11 protein-coding genes are annotated in these 18,285 nt (G+C 70.1%); 7 read left to right on the forward strand and 4 right to left on the reverse strand.

All coding sequences use genetic code 11. The features are described from left to right. The first annotated feature begins 385 nt into the window (after positions 1–385). Together AB0H57_RS18975 and AB0H57_RS18980 are read left to right on the forward strand one after the other, a co-directional pair. Positions 386–5,152 (forward strand): family 78 glycoside hydrolase catalytic domain, encoded by a 4,767-nt coding sequence (locus tag AB0H57_RS18975; RefSeq protein ID WP_357508107.1) that lies wholly within the window; start codon positions 386–388, stop codon positions 5,150–5,152. 220 nt (positions 5,153–5,372) lie between these two features. Then, a complete protein-coding gene (locus AB0H57_RS18980) occupies positions 5,373–7,151 on the forward strand; it encodes a M14 family zinc carboxypeptidase (RefSeq protein WP_357508109.1) in 1,779 nt (592 codons plus the stop codon). A 340-nt stretch (positions 7,152–7,491) separates the two neighbouring features. Here AB0H57_RS18980 and AB0H57_RS18985 read toward each other — a convergent pair whose 3' ends face one another. Both AB0H57_RS18985 and AB0H57_RS18990 read right to left on the reverse strand, forming a co-directional pair. Next, a complete protein-coding gene (locus tag AB0H57_RS18985; protein WP_357508111.1) occupies positions 7,492–9,423 on the reverse strand; it encodes a sialidase family protein in 1,932 nt (643 codons plus the stop codon). Between the two features lie 110 nt (positions 9,424–9,533). Then, positions 9,534–10,205, reverse strand: a complete 672-nt coding sequence (locus AB0H57_RS18990) for an FCD domain-containing protein (RefSeq protein WP_357508113.1) — start codon at positions 10,203–10,205, stop codon at positions 9,534–9,536. Positions 10,206–10,405: 200 nt separating this feature from the next. On the opposite strand from AB0H57_RS18990, the gene AB0H57_RS18995 reads away from it, so the two are divergent. Then, positions 10,406–11,092 (forward strand): fumarylacetoacetate hydrolase family protein, encoded by a 687-nt coding sequence (locus AB0H57_RS18995; protein ID WP_357508115.1) that lies wholly within the window; start codon positions 10,406–10,408, stop codon positions 11,090–11,092. Between the two features lie 62 nt (positions 11,093–11,154). Here the strand turns inward: AB0H57_RS18995 and AB0H57_RS19000 are convergent, their stop codons facing one another. Continuing rightward, positions 11,155–12,285: a zinc-dependent alcohol dehydrogenase family protein gene (locus AB0H57_RS19000; protein WP_357508117.1), complete on the reverse strand. Its 1,131-nt coding sequence runs from the start codon at positions 12,283–12,285 to the stop codon at positions 11,155–11,157. 2 nt (positions 12,286–12,287) lie between these two features. Further along, positions 12,288–13,604 carry an aspartate aminotransferase family protein gene (locus AB0H57_RS19005; protein ID WP_357508119.1) on the reverse strand — a complete coding sequence of 439 codons (1,317 nt, stop codon included), beginning with the start codon at positions 13,602–13,604 and terminating at the stop codon, positions 12,288–12,290. Between the two features lie 123 nt (positions 13,605–13,727). Here AB0H57_RS19005 and AB0H57_RS19010 point away from each other — a divergent pair, with 123 nt between their 5' ends. The 4 genes from AB0H57_RS19010 to AB0H57_RS19025 are packed head-to-tail and all read left to right on the forward strand — an operon-like array spanning position 13,728 to position 18,264. After that, a complete protein-coding gene (locus tag AB0H57_RS19010; protein WP_357508121.1) occupies positions 13,728–14,777 on the forward strand; it encodes a Gfo/Idh/MocA family oxidoreductase in 1,050 nt (349 codons plus the stop codon). After that, a complete protein-coding gene (locus AB0H57_RS19015; RefSeq protein WP_357508123.1) occupies positions 14,774–15,760 on the forward strand; it encodes a Gfo/Idh/MocA family oxidoreductase in 987 nt (328 codons plus the stop codon). The genes AB0H57_RS19010 and AB0H57_RS19015 overlap by 4 nt, the downstream gene beginning before the upstream one ends. Continuing rightward, on the forward strand, positions 15,757–16,638 hold the full coding sequence (locus AB0H57_RS19020) for a fumarylacetoacetate hydrolase family protein (RefSeq protein WP_357508125.1): 882 nt from the start codon (positions 15,757–15,759) through the stop codon (positions 16,636–16,638). The genes AB0H57_RS19015 and AB0H57_RS19020 overlap by 4 nt, the downstream gene beginning before the upstream one ends. 15 nt (positions 16,639–16,653) lie before the next feature. Next, the gene (locus AB0H57_RS19025; protein ID WP_357508127.1) at positions 16,654–18,264 is read left to right on the forward strand and encodes an ABC transporter substrate-binding protein; all 1,611 of its coding nucleotides are present in this window, start codon (positions 16,654–16,656) and stop codon (positions 18,262–18,264) included. Positions 18,265–18,285 lie beyond the last annotated feature (21 nt).

The following is an 18,285-nucleotide window of genomic DNA, read 5'->3' on the forward strand; positions in this document are numbered from 1 at the left end:
CATCGCGGTGGAGCCGGCGTAGCGGGCAGCCTGCGCCAACGACCGCCCAGCGCGCGACGCCGGTCAGGATCAGCTCGGCCAGGCGGGCAGGCTGCGGGTGGACAGCGGAATGCTGGCAGGGTAGGTCAGCAAGGAAGGCTCCCGTACTGGGCAGTGCGTCTTGGTCGACTGTTGTCCTACCGGGAGCTTCGTTCTGTCTGGAGCAACGGCACGCCGCCTCCGCCGGCCTGCTCAACCACCGTTGACCACGATGAAATGGCTCAATCCGCAGACGTGGCCGAAGGCGGCCATCTCTTCCGATCCAGTTGTGAGGTGCGACAGGTCTTGCCTACTGTCCCCTGTAACGTTTCACTGGCACAGCAGCGTCCAGCCAAAGGTGGCCCCCATGCGGTACGTCTTCGACAGAGTTCGTCGTCTCGCCGGCGTGCTGCTGATGGTGCTGGCGCTGATCCTGACCGGGCTCGGCGCACCGACGGTGAGCGCGAGCGCGCGGCCGGCGGAGGGTGATGGGGTGGAGCTCGTCGACCTCAAGGTCGAGCGCAAGCCCGAGCCCGTCGGCATCGACCTCGACCGTCCCCGGTTCTCGTGGATCATCAGCACCACGGAGCGCGACGTCCGTCAGGAGTCGTACCGCGTGCGGATCGCCACGGGAGGGAATGTCGTCTGGGACAGCGGGGTCGTCGAGTCCGGCCGCTCCTTCGACGTGGAGTACGACGGACCGATCCTGCAGTCGACGACCGGGTACGAGTGGACGGTCGACGTGGTCACCACTGCAGGCGGGGCCAGCGGGTCGTCACAGTTCCGGACGGGATTGATGACCGCCGCCGACTGGGGCGACAGCAGGTGGGTCGGCGGGCAGCCGCCGTCGCGCGACCCGCTCGTCGGGTGGGACACCTACACCGCGGAGTTCGACTTCACCATCGACCACGTCGCGTTCGGTGCCTTCGTGCGCGCGCCGAGCCCGAACAACGCCCTGATGTGGCAGGTCTCCGTCGACGGTGGCGTGCCCCGCCTGCGCCCCCACCGTCGCGTGAACGGGAATTACACCCTCCTGGCGAACCCCGGCGTCGACATTTCCTCGGCGGTGACGGTCAACCAGCTCACCACGCGGTCCAACAAGCTGAGTGTCACCGTGGGACCGGGCACCGACCAGTCCAGCGTCCACGTGGTCACCCGCATCAACGGCATCGAGGTCGACTCGCGCAACGTCACGCAGGCCGGCAACATGCAGCGCGGCTTCATCGGCTTCCGCTCCGACGTCGCGAGCGGGCAGCCGGAGCGGTCGCGGGCCCACGGGGTCAAGGTGACCCGGACCGAGGACGGCCAGGTGCTGGCCGACATCGACTTCTCCACCGGCTTCAACCCGTTCAGCGGCGGCACGGTCGTCAACGGCTCGCTGGCGCTCGTGGGGACCATCAACACGGTCCTGGCGCCTGCGCCGGCCGCTGCCCCGCTGCTGCGCAAGGAGTTCGCCGTTGACGGGCCGGTGCGCAACGCGACGTACTACGTCGCGGCCGGCGGCTACGCCGACGTCAGCCTCAACGGGTCCCCCGTCAGCGATGCCATGCTCTCCCCGGGCTTTACCGACTACGACGACACCGTGCAGTACGCGGCGTTCGACGTCACCGACCGGCTCATCGAGGGGCCGAACGCGATCGGCATGGAGCTCGGCCGCGAGTTCTTCGCGATGACCGGCGGCAACGTCTGGAACTGGGAGCGGCCGACCTGGCGTGACGAGCCGATGGCGCGAGGCATCCTGCACATCGTCTACGCCGACGGCAGCGCCGAGCGCGTGGTGACGGACGACTCCTGGACCTACCGCGAGGGCCCGACCCGTTTCGACGACCTCTACGCCGGGGAGCGCTACGACGCGCGCTTCGCGGTCCCGGGCTGGAACTCCGCCGGCTTCGACGATTCCGCGTGGAGTGTCCCGAGGGTCGCGACCGGGCCGAGCGGTGTCCTGGTGAACCAGCGCCAGCAACCGGTCCGGGTCACCCGGTCCTTCCCCGCGGTCGGCATCACCGAGCCCGCGCCGGGCGTCTACGTGGTGGAGTTCCCCAACGTCATCGCCGGCATGGTCGAGTACACCGTCCGGGGCCCGGCGGGCACCACGATCCGGGCCGCTCACGCGGAGAAGCTGCTGGCCAACGGTCGCGTCAACATGAGCAACAACGGTGGCTTCCAGGCCGGCTTCCAGACCGACTACTTTACGTTGGCCGGGACCGGCGAGCCGGAGACCTGGATGCCCAAGTTCTCCTACAAGGGCTTTAAGTACATTGAGGTCACCGGTTGGCCCGGCGACGACCCGCCGGCGCTGAGCGCCTTCACGGCCAAGCGGGTCAACACCGACGCCGAGCAGACCGGTCGGTTCGAGGCCTCGAACGGCACTCTGAACGGCGTCCACGAGATCGTGGTGAACACGCTCTACAACAACATCCACCACATCCCGACCGACACCCCGATGTTCGAGAAGAACGGCTGGACCGGCGACGCCGCGGTCGGTGCCGAGATGTTCATGCTGAACATGGATGCCCACGAGCTGTTCGCCAAGTGGCTGCGCGACGTCCACGAGAGCCGGGAGGTCAGTGGCTCCCGCGCCGGTGCCCCCATGGTGATCGCGCCCAGCTCGGGCAACTGGGGCGCCTGGGGACCGTCTCAGCCCTGGCACGCGGCCTACATCATGATCCCGTACTGGCTGTACCAGTACGGCGGCGACGACCGGGTGATGACCGAGCTCTACGACGGCATGAAGGGCTACATCGACCTGGAGTACGCCCAGCGTCGAGCCAACGGCACCGTGATCAGCAACCGGCTCGGTGACTGGGTGCCACCCACGGGCAGCCCCGCTGGCGGTCACGCTCCGGACGAGGACAACCGCGTGGCCGGCACGGCGTACCTCTACATCATGCTGCGCACGATGGAGCGGGTCGCACAGCACCTGGGCAAGGAGACCGACGCCACGCAGTTCGCGGCGAAGGCGGACGCCACCAAGACGGCGTTCAACGACGTCTACTTCCAGAGCTCACAGGACCGCTATCGCGGCGAGGGTGCGGACGCCAACCGCTACCGGCAGGTCCACAACGTGCTGGCGCTTGCCTTCAATCTCGCCCCCAACGAGGAGGCCGCCCAGCGAGTCGCTGATCGGCTCGCCAAGGATGTGGTCGAGCGGGGCTACCACCTCGACACCGGTACGCTGGGCACGAAGTACCTGCTGCCGGTGCTCACGCAGTACGGCCACGAGGACGTGGCCTACCGGGTGGCGACCCAGACGACGTACCCGAGCTGGGGTTACAAGCTCGCGAACGGCGCGACCACCGTCTGGGAGCACTGGTCCCTGCAGGCCCGGTCGTTGGGCCACTACTTCCTCGGCACCCTGGAGGACTGGAACTACCACTACGTCGCCGGCATCCGGCCCTCGGCCGCGACGGGCTACCGCGACATCACGATCGCCCCGGCCGTCACCGGCCTGCTCGACCACGCGTCTGCGACCACGCAGACGCCGTGGGGTCCGGTGTCCAGTGACTGGCGCCAGCAGGATCGCCGGCTCACCCTCGACGTGCACGTCCCCGTCGGTACGACCGCCACGGTCGAGGTCCCGGGCGCCAACCGCTGGGCCGTGTCGGAGAGCGGACGGCCGGTGGCGGACGCTCGCGGTGTACACGAGGTGACCGTCGCCGACGGCGTCGTACGGGTGGTCGTCGGCTCCGGTGACTACCGGTTCGGCTCCGACGAGCAGCTCGGCCTGGTCGGGGCGGCGATCGACACGACGGAGCCCCTCGCGGCCCTCGTCGACGCCGCCCGCCGGGCCGGCCACCTCAACCCCGGGCAGGCGCAGCGGTTGTCCGAGGCGGCTGCCACCTCCGGGGCGAGGGCCCGCGACGCCCACGCCGCCCTGCTCACAGGCGACACCCGAGCGGCCACCCGTCACCTGGCCGCCTCGCATCTGGCGCTGGAGTCGATGGCCGACATCCTCGCCGGACTGGACGCCGACGGCCTGGAGGACCTCGCGACCTCGGTCGACCGGGCGATGTCCGCGGTGTCGGCGGCGGCGTCGGACCTGTTGGGTCTGTCGCTGGAGGCCGAGGTCAGTTCCGACGTGCTGCGGCCCGGGGACCGGGTCCCCGTCCAGCTCGCCGTGGCCAACGCCGGTTCCGAACGGCTGGTGAACGTCCGTGGCTCGCTGACCGGGTTGGGGGAGGGCTGGGCCACCACGCCCTCGTGGGTGCGGCTGACCAACCAGCTGCCGCCCGGCGGCACCGGTGAGGGCCGGCTGGAGCTGGCGGTCCCCGAGCAGCAGCGACCGGGCACCGTGCGCGGCGACGCCGAGGCGACCTACGTGTACGCCGACGCGACCCTGACCGTGCGCAGCCCGCTCGAGGTCTCGGTGCAGTCGCCGGTGGTCGTGGAGTCGGTCGCCGCCGAGCCGGCCGAGGTGCGGCCCGGCGCGTCGGCGACCGTAACCGCGACGGTGCGCAACATCGGACGCGCCACGACGTCCGGCCGGCTCCGGCTCGATCTCCCGCAGGGATGGCAACCGGTCACCGATGCCGACCTGACGGTCCCGGCCGGGGAGACCCGCAGCGTTGCCTTCGGCGTGGTCGTCCCGCGTGCGGCCCAGCAGGCCGTCGAGGACTTCACGCTCACTGCGCAGTTCCGCCGTGACGGCGAGGTCCTCGCGACCGGGACCGGCTCAGTCCGGGTCGCGACCACCCCGGACGTCACCGACGCCCTCGACCACGTCGACCTCGGCAATGCCTCGTCCGAACAGGCGCACGGGCTGACGGCGGCGCCGTCCTCCGGGACCAGCACGGAGGCCGGACTGACCCGCCGCTACGCCGGACACCTCACGCCGTTCTCGTGGTTCGAGTTCGACCTGGCCGTAACCCCGGGCAAGGCGTTCGTGGTCCGCGCGAGCGAGACCTACGACCGTGCCCAGATCAAGCGCTACAAGGTCTACCTCGACGGTGAGGAGGTGCTGCTGCGCACCTTCGAGCGCTCCGCCGCCGGTGCCGGCACGGAGACCTACGAGCTTGTCGTCCCGGCCTCGCTCGCGGCCGCCGACGGGTCGGTCCGGATCCGGTTCGAGAACCAGGACGACCCGGCCTACTTCGACCCGTCGATCGCCGACGTCTGGTCGCGCCCGGCCTCCTGAGCCCTCTCCGCCGCTCCCCAGTCCCGCCCCAGCCCCGAAGAAGCTGTGAGGTTCCCTCGGCGAGGGCGACGTTCGAGCAGCGGAGCGGCATTGACGGAAACCGCATTGAAACAGATGATCTTTACGGTGAACCTCCTACGGCGGTTCCCTCCGATTCAGAGCACCGCCGTCCGTCCACTGCGGTGCCCAGGTAAGCCTGCACGACCGACAGGAGTGCCCGTTGAAGTCGATCATCCCCGCCGTTCGCCACTCGAGAACGGCCGCCATCACCATGTTGAGTTCCCGATGGCCAAGACGGGTGGGTGCCCTCGGCATGGCGGTCGTCATGTCCGTCACCGGGGCCACGGCCGCCGCCGCGGTCCCCGATCCAAAGCCGAGCGCTGCCGTGAACGGGCTGGCCATCGCGAAGGTCAAGGCCACCACCAAGGCCGAACGTCAGAAACTGATGGACCTTGGTCTGGATGTAATCGACTTCACCGGCACGCATGCCGAGGTGCTGCTGCACGGCGCGGCTGACCGCGCGCAACTCGCTGGCGGAAGCTGGCAGGTGGAGGTATCCGACGCGACGGACCAACTCGCCGGCATGACGGCCGAGCGCGTGGTCGAGGCGCAGCGGGAAGCAGCGCGGCAGGCGAACCCTGCGATCGCCTCCAGCCTGCCGACCGGCCGCGTGTCGTACCGGACGCTGGACGAGGCCGAACGTGAGATGCGAGAGCTCGAGCGCCGCTACCCCGACAAGGTGAAGGTGTTCGAGCTCTCCCGGAAATCCCTGCTGGGGCACACGATCCTGGGCATGGAGATCAGCAGCGACGTGCAGACCGACTCCGGTGAGCCGGTCTTCCTGACGACCGGCCTGCACCACGCTCGCGAGTGGCCGACGCTGGAATTCACCATGGAGTTCGCCCAGGACGTCCTGCAGAGCTACGCCACGAACAGCCACATCAAAAAGCTCGTCGACTCCTCTCGGTTGATCATCGTGCCAGCGGTGAACCCGGACGGCTACACGATGTCGCGGGAGTTCATCAACGAGATGAAGCGCAAGAACTGTCGGGTCGCGGCCGGCGAGGTGCCGACCCGGGAGCAGTGCGCGGCCGCGGACAGCCGGCAACTCGGCGTGGACCTGAACCGCAACTACGGAGCGTTCTGGGCCGGCCCGGGATCGAGCGCCTCTCCGACCGCCGAGAACCACCACGGCGCGGCCCCCTACTCCGAGCCGGAGATCGCGGCCATGACCGACCTGCTGAACAGCCACCAGGTCGTGGTCGCGGTAAACAACCACACGCCGGATGCCCGGTTGCTGCGCGCCCCGTCGTCACCGCTGGAGCCCGTACCGGCCGAGGTAGCCCTCTACGACGGCCTGGCGCAGCAACTCGGCGCGGCCCTGGGCGGCTGGCCGACCGGTCCCTGGCCCGACGTCTACTACGTCGCCAGCGGCGTGGCGGAGCAGGAGGGCCTGTACGCGAACGGCACCCTCGGCTTCACGCCGGAGCTGACGCCGGGACACAGCGGCCTCGAACGGTTCCACCCGCAGTACCAGTACGTCATCGACCAGTACCGCGGAACCGGGTCCTACGCGGGGTCGAGCATCCGCGACGCGCTCCTCATCGCCTGGGAAGCCGCCAACGATCCGCATACGCACTCCATCCTCACCGGGTCAGCCCCGCGGGGCATCGAGCTCACCATCAGCAAGGACGTCTCGGTTGACTCCTCGCCGGTCGAACGCGACGGCGAGATGGTCGTGCTGCCGTCCGACCTGCACATCGAGAGCACGATGCGGGTGCCCGACAACGGGCGGTTCGAGTGGCATGTCCTGCCGTCTCTGCGGCAGAGCCAGCAAAGCTCCACCCTGCTGCAGGAGAGCTGGGTGGTGTCGTGCCGGAACCCCCAGGGCAAGATCCACCGTTCGGTCAGGGTCACGATCGGCCGCGGCGAGACGAAGGCCATCGACATGAGCGGCTGCCCGGCCGGGCCGAAGAAGCCGATCGGCACCGAGCGCTGACGTCGACGTAGGCGTCGCCTGGCGGGGCAACCCGCCAGGCGACGCTGTCCCGGAAGCCGACGGCAATCTATGTCGCCTGCCAGGAAGGTATCCGCAGATCACAGCGGTAAGGAGCGGCTCGATGGCCCGGCCTTGGAGCAGCCTGGGTGCAGGTTGGCGAAGTGGTCACCGTGTCCGAAGTGCGGCCGTCAGGGGCGAGCTGCTCCAGCTACGCCGCTGTGACGCTTGAATTTTCGTCAGGGCCGACACATGCCGGCCCAGCGGCATGGGATGCTGCTGGACCGGCACAGGTGTCGAGGACATTCGCCTGTCGGCCCGGTAGGAGCTCGACGGCGTGGACCTACCGGTAGTCGGCGTCAGTGGTGAGGACACCGAAGAGCTGGCTGGTGTTGACGTTGTAGCCGAGGGTCAGGTATCGGCCTGCCGACAGCTCGATGCTGGACGGGTTGGCCTGGTCACCGTTGCCCGAGTCGTAGATGAGCGTGGCCGGTTCGCGGCTCCACGTCGCGGCCGGGTCGTCGATCATGCGTCCCTCCGTCGGCCGGCCGCTGAGCAACGGGTTGCCGTAGGTCATCAGCAGCCGGCCCTGAGAGGTCAACAGTTGGTGGTGTGAACGCGCGGGGATGTCGGTGATCTCCGGCTGCGACCAGGTGCGGCCGTTGTCGTGCGAGCGGACGACCTGCAGCCACGCGTCCGGCGACTCGATGCGGATGCCGCTGATGACCTCACCTGAGGGCAGGACCGTGAGGTTGGGTTCGGCGTACTTGTAGCGGGGGTCGGCGGCCAGGGTGACCTCGGAGTCGCGGGTGAAGGTGCGTCCGCCGTCGGTGGAGCGGATGACTGTGGCGCGCCACTGCGTTTCGCCGGGCCAGTTGCCGTACAGCGGCAGTAGCACGTCGCCGTTGGCGAGTTGGACGGGAGCGCCGTGGGAGGCGACCACCCGGGGCCCGGTGGTGCCGAGTGCGGAGTCGACGTGCGTGGGTGTGTCCCAGGTGGCGCCGCCGTCGCGGGAGCGTGTGGTGAACACGCCGTTCTGGTAGGAGGTTCCGTCGGTGTTCCAGACGGTTTCGAAGTACGAGACGAGCAGGGTGCCGTCGGACAGTGTCGTGATCTTGGGGTCGCGGGCGTCGTAGCGGGTCTGGACGGCGGTGGTCGGAGAGCTCCAGGTCGCACCGTTGTCGGTGGACGTGGTGACCTTGATGACGCCGTTGGCCCGGGTGTGGCCTGGCGAGGCGTAGTACACGACGACCAGTGCTCCGTCGGAGCGGCGGGTGACGTCGGGGAAGCGGATCTGCAGCGGTGCGGTCTCGCTGGCGACCAGCACCTTGGCGAACCCGACGTTGATGATGTTTCCGACCTCGGTGGTTACACCTTCGGTGTCGGTGACGCGGACGCGCAGCGTCGTGCGTCCGAGGGCGTTGAAGGTGTGAGAGGTTCGCACCACCCAGGTGCGGTTCTCCTCGGTGACGGTTGCGGGTTCCCAGTCGTTGCCCCAGTTGACCTCGGCGAGGGCGGGTTGGGCATTGACGGTGGCGACCTCGGCGTCGGTGATGACCTGGCCGCGTTCGGGGTTGGTGTTCCAGGCGAGGGTGGGCTCCAGGCCCTTCGCACGGGGCTTGGTGTCCTTGAGGGCGAGGTTGTCGAACTGCAGGCCGGTGCCGGCCGGGGCGGCGCCGTTGGACGCGAACTCGATGCCGGTCACCGCGGTTGCCGCACTGGCGCGTCTGGTGGTCTTCAGCCGGCGGTCACCGACGGCGAGGACGACCTCGGTGGTGGTGGCCTCGACGGATATCTGGGCGTACTGCTGGTCGATGCCGCTGACGGGCCCGATCAGGCGCCATGTCTTCCCGTCGTAGGCGGAGACCAGGTATTCGCTGGAGATGCTGGATCGGCTGACGAGGAACCGCCACAGGCCGAGGGATCCGTTGTCGCCCTGGCCGTGGATCGCGATGATCGACGGCTGTGTGCCGGTGACGGCGAGGTCGAAGTTGAACCTGCGGGCCTCGACCGGTGCGCCGGGGAAGACCACTCGTGACTGGAGGGTCGTGCTCGCGTCGTCGAGCTGGATCGCCTGGTCGTCGGCGGGCCCGGCGAGCCGCTGCACGACCCGCACATCGCCTTGGACCAGGGACGCCTGGGGCGGAGGTGCGCCGAGGGTGTCCTTGTTGAACGTCCAGACGTTGTTGGGGGCGGCGAGGGCGGGCAGGGGGAGGAACAGGGCGGTGATCGCCGCGGCGGCGACGGCGAGTCGGGCTGGGCGGGCGAACAGCATGGTCGATTCCTTTCGGAGGACTGCGCCACACTGAACTCGGAATAACGTTCCACGTCAATAGAAGTGGCGTTGCCGGTGGCGAGGCGGCGAGGCGGCGCCCGGAGGCTGGGTCACTGCACGGCGCGGTGTCGGGCCCTGCTTGGCGACTCGGGGCGGCGTTGCGGTGGGGTGCCGGGCAGAGCTGCGCCCACATCGCCGAGGTGGACGGCCATCGCCTGTTCGGCGGCGGCGGGATTGCCGTCGATGATCGCGCCGACCAGGCCGGTGAGTTGGGTGAGGGTGCGCCTGCGCAGGGCGGGATCACCGGATGTGGCGCGCCGCGAGTAGCCGGCCGCGCGGCGCAGACTGGCGAGCACGTCGGCGAGGACGCGGTTGCCGCAGACGTCCGCGACGATGTCGTGGACCGCGATGTCGGCACGGGCGAACGCGTCGACCTCGTCGATGTGCGCGGCGGCGTCGCGCAGCGCGTCGCGTAGCAGCCTGCGGTGCCGGTCGGTGGCGGCCTCGGCTGCCAGGGCGGCGGCGAAGGGCTCCAGCCGCATCCGGACGGCGAGCAGGTCGGCAAGGTCGAGACCGGTGAGGTACGCCCCGGAGCGTTGCCTGATCTCGATCACCCCGTCGTCGGCGAGGCGGCGCAGTGCGTGCCGCAGCGTCGGGCGGGACACCCCGAGACGCTGGGCCAGGGTCCGCTCGGCGGGCAGCCGGTCGCCGGGCTGCAACGCGCGTGTGGCGAGGTAGGCGCGCAGGCGGTCGTCGAGGTCTTCCGGCAGGTGGTCGTTCACTTGACGGATTATGCCTGCGCTGGAGAATCTGGTCTAACCAGATTGGTCAGACCAGATTGGATACCACCATGCGGATCGGCAGCGTGTGCACCGGCCAGGGCGTCAGGGTCGCTGTGCAGCGGGATGGGGGGTTCTACCCCGTGCGCCACGACGGGGGCCTGCGGTCGTTGATCGCGACCGGTGTCCCCGCGTCCGAGTGGATGATCGATGAGGACCCGCTGGCCGCACCCGAGCTCGACGTGCCGGTGATCCCCAGCAAGGTCGTCGCGATCGGCCTCAACTACCTCGACCACATCCGGGAGACGGGCGCTGAGCGGCCACAGGCCCCGCTCGTGTTCACGAAGTTCCCGTCCAGTCTGCTCGCCGACGGCGGCTGCATCGTGGCGGACGCCTCGCTCACCGAGCGGATCGACTGGGAGGTCGAACTTGCGGTCGTCATCGGCCGGCGCGCTCGACGGATCCTCGTCGACGCCGCCCTCGACCACGTCTTCGGCTACACCGTCGGCAACGACGTCTCCGCTCGTGACGTCCAGTTCTCCGACGGCCAGTGGGTACGCGGCAAGAGCTTCGACACGTTCTGCCCGCTGGGTCCGGTGGTGGTGACCGCCGACGAGATCGGTGACCCGCAGGGGCTCGGGTTGCGTACCCGCGTCAACGGCGAGACGGTGCAGGACTCCTCGACCAGGGAGATGCTGTTCGGGGTCGCCGAGCTGATCTCGTTCTGCTCGCACAGCTTCACCCTCGAACCGGGCGACGTCCTGCTCACCGGCACCCCCTGGGGTTGCGGCGAGTTCGCGACGCCGCGGCGCAGCCTGCAACCCGGCGACGTCGTCGAGACGGAGATCGACGGGATCGGGACCTTGCGCAACCCGGTCGTCGCGGCCTGAAGGTGCGGTGAGCGGGCGCGGGAGCAGCGCCCGCTCACCGTGACACGCCCGCAGGCGGAAGCCTAGGCGTCGAAGAGCACGACCTGTCGGGTTGCCGCCCCGGATGCCAGCCGGTCGAAGCCCTCGTTGACGTCGTCGAGCCGCAGCCGCTCACCGAGCAGCTGGTCCGCGGGCAGCAGGCCTGCCTGGTAGAGGGCGATGTAGCGGGGGATGTCCCGACGCGGGACGGCGCCGCCGAGGTACGACCCGACGAGGGCGCGTTCCTCCGCGACGAGGGACACCGCCGGGATCGTCAGCGTCTGCTCGGGGTGCGGTAGCCCGACCGCGACGGTGGTGCCACCGCGGCGGGTCGCCGCGTACGCCTGGGCGAGCACCGCTGCGTTGCCGACGGCCTCGACCGCGGTGTCGGCCCCACCGTCGGTGAGGTCACGGATTGCGGCGACCGTGTCCGGGCCGGCGTCCAGGACGTGGGTGGCACCGACCTGGCGGGCGAGCGGATGCTTCGCGGCGACCGGGTCGACCGCGACGACCGGGTGGCAGCCGGCTGCCCGTGCACCCATCACCGCCGCCAGCCCCACGCCGCCGAGCCCGAACACCACCGCCGACGTGCCGGGACGCGCCCCGGCGGTGTTCACCACCGCGCCTACGCCGGTCAACAGGGCGCACCCGAACAGTGCCGCGTGCTCCAACGGCAGGCTGCGGTCGACCGCGACGAGCGAGTCGGCCGCCACCACGGTGTACTCGCTGAATGCGGACACACCGAGGTGCTGGTGCAGGTGCGTGCCGGCGCGGCGGAACGGCCGGCGGCCCGAGACGAGGGTGCCGGCGGCGTTGGCCGCCGCGCCCGGCTCACACAGCGCCGGCCGACCCGACTGGCACGGCACGCAGCCGCCGCAGGCGGGCACGAACGCGCACACCACGTGGTCGCCGGGGCGCAGGCCGCGTACATGCGCGCCGACGTCGACGACGACGCCGGCGGCTTCGTGGCCGAGCACCATCGGCAGTGGGCGCGGACGTGAGCCGTCAATGACCGACAGGTCGGAGTGGCAGAGACCGGCGGCGGCGACCTGCAGAAGGACCTCGCCGGGCCCGGGCGGGGCCAGGTCCACCTCACCGACTGTCAAGGGCCGGGTCCGGGCGTACGGCGCCAGCCGGCCGCTGTCCTGTAGGATTGCCGCCCGCGTGCTGATCACGGTCAGACGGTTCCGTCGGCGCGCATGCCCTTGAGCACGTCGCGGGCCGCTTCCAGCGTGCGGTCGATGTCTTCTTCGGTGTGGGCGCCGGAGATGTGGTTGCGCTTAAGGCTCATCGGGAGCATCAGGAAGCCCGCCTCGGTCATCCGCCGGTGGAATGCCACGTACGCGTCGTGGTTGTTGCCCAGCAGGTCCCGGTAGCCGCGCACTGGCCCGTCGACGAAGTAGACCAGGAAGACCCCGCCGAACCCGGTGACGACGCCGGACACGTCCAACTCCTCGAGGATGCCGGCGAGACCGGCGCGGATCCGGTCGCCCAGACGGTGGGTGCGCTCGTAGAAGTCGGCGTTGTCCCGCAGGTAGGTCATGGTGGCGATGGCTGCCGCGGCGCAGACGGGGTGGCCGTTGTAGGTGCCGGCGAGCAGCACGTCGCCGCCGGCGGAGCTGAACCGCTGCATCAGGTCGCGGCGTCCGGCGACTCCGGCGATCGGGTAGCCGTTGGCCATCGCCTTGCCGAAGGTGGTGATGTCGGGACGCACACCGCAGACCTGCTGGTAGCCCCCGGGGGTGTGCCGGAAGCCGGTGATCACCTCGTCGAAGATCAGCAGGGAGCCGTGCTCGGTTGTCAGGCTGCGCAGCCCGTCGGCGAACTCCTGGGTGGGCAGGAGGGCGCCGACGTTGTGTGGGATCGGTTCCAGGATGATCGCGGCGATCTGCTCGGGGTGCGTCTGGTAGAGGGCGCGTACCGAGTCCAGGTCGTTGAACTCGGCGATCAGGGTGGCGTCGAGTGCCTCGTCGAGGATGCCGGCCGACATCGGGTCGCGCCCGTACGCGGTGTCCGGGCCGGAGATGACGTTGCGGGCGACCGCGTCGTGCCAGCCGTGGAAGCCGCCCTGGAACTTGATGATGTAGCGCCGGCCGGTGACGGCGCGGGCCAGCCGGATCGCCTGGGCGGTGGCCTCGCTGCCGCTAGTGGAGGCGATCATCTGCTCAGCCGACGGGATCAGGTCGGTGACCAGCCGAGCCAGCTCGATCTCGATGTCGGTGACGCCGATGCCGGTGAGGTCGAGTCCGCCGAGGGCGTCACGTACCGCGCCGTTGACCACGGGGGCGTTGTGGCCGAGCAGGATGGCGCCGAAGGCGGCGTGGTAGTCCAGGTAGCGCTGCCCGTCGGCGTCGGTCACGTAGGCGCCGGACGCGGCGGTCAAGGCGAACGGTGCGCCGATGTAGCGGGTGGCCGAGTTGACGCCGCCCGGGATGAGCGCCGATGCGGCTTCGTGGCGTGCGAGGCCTGCGGGCTTGCTGGTGGTGGCTGCCATCAAAACCGTCCCATGAATGTGGAATACCGTTCCACAACGGAAGGTATGGATGTCCTCGTTCCATGTCAACAGTGGATTAAGGTCCTTGACAGCGGTCAATCGAGACCCCCAAGATGGCCGACCATGGAATCAAGTTCCACGACGTCGCGGCCCGATGTCGGGGCGGTCGGCGTGGTCGTCGTCGGCACCGGCTTCATCGCGGACCTGCACCTCGCCGCGCTGCACGCCCACCCCGACGCGCAGTTGATCGGCGTCGTCGACGTCGTCCCCGCCCGCGCCGCCGCCGTGGCCCGCGCCAACGGCGGCGTGCGCTGCAGCACGGACCTGGCCGAGGCACTCGCCTGGCCCGGGGTGCACGCCGCGGTCGTCTGCACCCCCAACATGACCCACGCCGACATCGCCACGCGGGTGGCCGCCGCCGGCAAGCACCTGCTGATCGAGAAGCCGCTGGCAGTCACGGCGGCGCAGGCCGCCGAGGTGGTCGACGCCCACGACCGTGCCGGCACCACCCTGATGGTCGCCCACACCCACCGCTTCTACGACTACGGCCGCGTCGTACGCGAGCAGATCACGGCCGGCGCCGTCGGCACCCCTCGCCTGATCCGCCTCGCGATCCTCGGCGGCTGGATCTGGCCCGACTGGCGGGGCTGGAACCTCGACCCCGCCCGCAGCGGCGGACACGCCCTGCACAACGGCGTACACCTGCTCGACCTCGTCACCTGGTGGATTGGCCAACGCCCGGTGAGCGTGTACGCCCGCGGCGCCAAGCAGACGTCCGCGCACCTGGACATCTACGACCACCTCGACATGGTGGTCCGCTACGAGGACGGCGCGGTGGCGATCTGCGAGATGAGCCGCGGACACCGCCCACAGACGCTGTCCTACCGCGACGTGCTCGTGCAGGGCGGCGCCGGCACGCTGACCGTGCCGTGGGACGGCGAGGCGAGCCTCGTCATCGACGAGCGCGGGCCGGCGAACCTGCCGATCCCCGGCGGCGACGGCTTCGCCCGGCAGATGGCGGCCTGGATCGCCGCCGTGCGCGGCGACGCCCCCGCCCCGGTCAGCGGGGCGGACGGCATGCTGGCCGTGGCGCTCGGTGCGGCGGCGGAGCGGTCCATGGCCACCGGCCGCCCCGTGCCGGTCGCCGACATCCTCGCCGAGGTGACCGCATGACCCGCCGGCTGCGGGTGCTGCTCGCCGGATACACCGGCGCCGGCACCCAGAACCACCAAGCCGACATGTACGAGCCGGCGTTCACCGCCCACCCGGGGTTCAGCGTCGTCGGCGTCACCGACACGGCCGCGACCGGCGACGCCGACCGGGACCGGGCCCGGGGCAGAGCCGAAGCTCTCGGCGTGCCGTACGTGGACGACCTCGACGACGCGCTCACCACCGTCGACGCCGATGTAGTCAGCGCCTGCGTGCCCCTGGACGCCCGGCAGAGTGCGGTGACCGCCGCGCTGCGCGCGGGCCGGCACGTGCTCGTCGACAAGCCGATGGCGCTGTCGGCCACCGAGTGCGCTGCCATCGCCGCCGTCGCGGCCGAGACCGGGCTGGTCTGCCTGCCGGCGCACCATCAGCGTTTCCACCCGGCGGTGCGGGCCGCGTCCGCCGCAGTCGCGTCCGGCCGGGTCGGCCTGCCCTGGAACGTGCAGGGCGACTTCCTCGTCGCCGGCGGGGACCCCTGCCCGCTGGGCGAGCTCGCGAACTTCGGGGTGTACCCGGTGGACGTGGTGCTCGCCATGACGGCGCTGCCCGTCACCGAGGTGTTCGCCCACGACAGTGGGGACGGGCCGGCGGTGCTGTGCCTGCGTCACGAGCGCGGCATGACCAGCACGCTGACCGTCGGCCGCGTCCAGGCCATCCCCGACGAGCCGATGGCGGTGCACCGTTACCGGATCAGCGGCTCGCACGGAGTGCTGATGGTCGACCCGACCCGCTTCCCGGTGACCGTGCGCAGCGCCGCCGGCCGTCGGGTCACCGGGTTCGGTGGCGGCACGGTCACGGCGCTGCTCGACGAGTTCCACGCCGCCGTGTCCACGGGCCGGCCCGCCGCGGTCGGTGCCGACGACGCACGCGCCGTCGCCGCCGTCCTGGAGGCGGCCGCCCGGTCGGCGCGGACCGGCTCACCCGTACCCCTGGAGGCTCGCCCATGAAGCTGCTCACCTACCGCCGAGGCGGCGCCGTACGGCACGGCCACCTCGTCGACTCCGACACCGTCGCCGAGTGGGGCGACGGTGACCTCGGCGGACCGCTCGCGGCCGTCGGTGACCTGGCCGGGTGGCAGCCGCCGACGGCGCAGCGGTTCCCGCTGGCCGACGTCACCGTGCTCGCGCCGCTGCTGCGTCCGGGCAAGCTGCTCGGCGCGGCCGCCAACTACCAGGACCATGTGACCGAGTCCGGTGCGGCGCCGCTGGACAAGTCCACCCTCGTCCCCCGGCTGTTCCTGATGCCGCCCACCGCGATCGTCGGCCCGCACGCGCCGATTCCGATGCCGACGGTGAGCAGCCAGGTCGACTGGGAGGCGGAACTGGCCGTGGTCATCGGCCGCACCGCCCGTGACGTCGGTGTGGATGCGGCTCTGGGGGTGGTCGCCGGGTACTGCGTGGCCAACGACGTGTCCGCTCGGTCGATGGACTACGGCTTCGACCGGGGCGGCGACAAGGCTGTCGACTTCTTCGACTGGCTCGCCGGCAAGTGGCTCGACGGGTTCGCCCCGCTGGGCCCCTGGCTGGTCACCGCCGACGAGGTGCCCGATCCGCAGGCCCTGCCGATCGAGCTGACCGTCAACGGCGTCACCCGCCAGTCGGCCTCCACGAAGGACATGATCTTCAGCGTCGCGGAGCTGGTGTCGTTCGCTTCGCGCCTGATGACGCTGGAACCCGGCGACGTGCTGATGACCGGCACGCCGGCCGGGGTCGGCGCCACGACGGGGGAGTACCTCTCGCCCGGTGACGAGATGACCGTGCACATCGACGGCTTGGGCTCGCTCACCAACTGCGTTGTCTCTGCGGACCATCCCGCCCGTACCTGATCGCGAGGAGACACCATGAAGAGACGCTTCGGCGCCTCGCTGCTGCTGGTGGCCGCCCTGGCCCTCGGCTCGACAGCCTGCTCTGACCCCACCGCCACGACTACCTCCGGGGGTTCCGGCAAGGACACCCTCAACGTGTACCTGTACCAGAAGCCGAAGCGCTTCAGCCCGCTGGACACCTTCCAGGGCGCGGACCAGCAGGTCATGTCGCTGATCTTCGACAACCTGGTGACGGTCGACGACCAGTACGGCTACGAGCCTCGGCTGGCCGAGAAGTGGGACATCTCGCCGGACGGCGGAACCTACACCTTCCACCTGCGCAAGGGACTGAAGTGGAGCGACGGTAAGCCGTTCACCGCCAAGGACGTCCTGTTCACCTACCAGCTGCTGGTCAACCCGAAGGTCAGCGACGGCATGGCGGGCCGGCTCGCCAACGTCGCCGGGGTGACGGAGTTCGCCGACGGGAAGGCGCAGAACGTCAGCGGCCTCTCCGCCCCAGACGAGAACACGTTCGTGGTGAAGCTCGCCAGCCCCGACCGGGGTTTCCTGTCGGCGATCGGCGGCGGCGCGTACGCCTACATCCTTCCCGAGCACGTTCTGGGCGGCGTGCCGGTGGAGCAGCTCAAGGACCACACGTTCTGGTCCGAGCCAAAGGTCGGGATGGGTCCGTACACGTTCGTCAGCTACAAGACCGACCAGTACGTCGAGGTGGCGGCCAACCCGAACTTCCGGGAGCCGGCCTCGATCAAGAAGATCTTCCTCAAGCCGGTGACCTCGGACGTGGCGACCGCGCAGCTGGGCACGGGGGAGATGGACCTGGCGCAGATCTCCGCGACGGACGTCAAGACCGTCGAGGGGCAGAAGAACCTCAAGTTGGTGTCCAACGAGGCGCCCGGCTTCGTGCGCATCGCGCTCAACCAGACCCAGCCGCGCTTCGCCGATCCTCGCGTGCGGCAGGCGTTCCTGTACGCCATCGACCGCAAGTCGTTCGTCGACAAGTCGCTGGCCGGGCACGCCAAGGTGCCCAATTCGGTGCTGCAGGGCACATTCGTGCCCGACGGCATCAACGCCTACCCGTACGACCCGCAGAAGGCGAAGGCGCTGCTGGGCGAGGCCCGCTGGGACTCCAGCAAGCCGGTCCGGCTGGCCTGGATTCCCGGTACCCGCGACCGCGACGAGTTCGTCACCCTCGTGCAGAGTCAGCTGTCGGCCGTGGGCGTCAAGGTGGAGTTGCAGCAGGTGCAGGCGGCCCAGATCGGTGAGATCCAGGCCAAGGGCGACTTCGACATGAACCTGTTCGGCGGCGGCCTGTACCTGGTGGACGGCTCCTCGGCCTTCCCGGTGCTGTCGTGCACGGCGTTCGCGCCCAAGAGCGGCAACATCCCGCGCTTCTGTGACCAGCAGATCGACCAGCTCCTCACGCAGGCCGGCGCGGAGGTCGACGAGAGCAAGCGCGACGAGCTGTACCAGCAGATCACCAAGCGCGACAACGAACTGGTGTCCTACCTGTGGGCGTACAGCCCCGACACCCTGTGGGCGCACAACACGAAGCTGACAGGCTTCACCGGCCACGGTGAGTTCACCCTCGGCTTCTGGAACGCCTACAAGTGGAAGATCAGCGGCTGAGCCGCCGGTGGCCGGCGCACC

Origin of the sequence: Micromonospora sp. NPDC050686 (assembly GCF_040654475.1) — a bacterium.
Classification (GTDB): domain Bacteria; phylum Actinomycetota; class Actinomycetes; order Mycobacteriales; family Micromonosporaceae; genus Micromonospora.

What these genes read in the sequence shown, in the direction of transcription:
- AB0H57_RS18975 (WP_357508107.1), top strand. Translation starts at nt 386, where the DNA reads ATGCGGTACGTCTTCGACAGAGTTCGTCGTCTCGCCGGCGTGCTGCTG.
- AB0H57_RS18985 (WP_357508111.1), bottom strand. Translation starts at nt 9,423, where the DNA reads ATGCTGTTCGCCCGCCCAGCCCGACTCGCCGTCGCCGCCGCGGCGATC.
- AB0H57_RS18995 (WP_357508115.1), top strand. Translation starts at nt 10,406, where the DNA reads ATGATCGATGAGGACCCGCTGGCCGCACCCGAGCTCGACGTGCCGGTG.
- AB0H57_RS19005 (WP_357508119.1), bottom strand. Translation starts at nt 13,604, where the DNA reads ATGGCAGCCACCACCAGCAAGCCCGCAGGCCTCGCACGCCACGAAGCC.
- AB0H57_RS19010 (WP_357508121.1), top strand. Translation starts at nt 13,728, where the DNA reads ATGGAATCAAGTTCCACGACGTCGCGGCCCGATGTCGGGGCGGTCGGC.
- AB0H57_RS19015 (WP_357508123.1), top strand. Translation starts at nt 14,774, where the DNA reads ATGACCCGCCGGCTGCGGGTGCTGCTCGCCGGATACACCGGCGCCGGC.
- AB0H57_RS19020 (WP_357508125.1), top strand. Translation starts at nt 15,757, where the DNA reads ATGAAGCTGCTCACCTACCGCCGAGGCGGCGCCGTACGGCACGGCCAC.
- AB0H57_RS19025 (WP_357508127.1), top strand. Translation starts at nt 16,654, where the DNA reads ATGAAGAGACGCTTCGGCGCCTCGCTGCTGCTGGTGGCCGCCCTGGCC.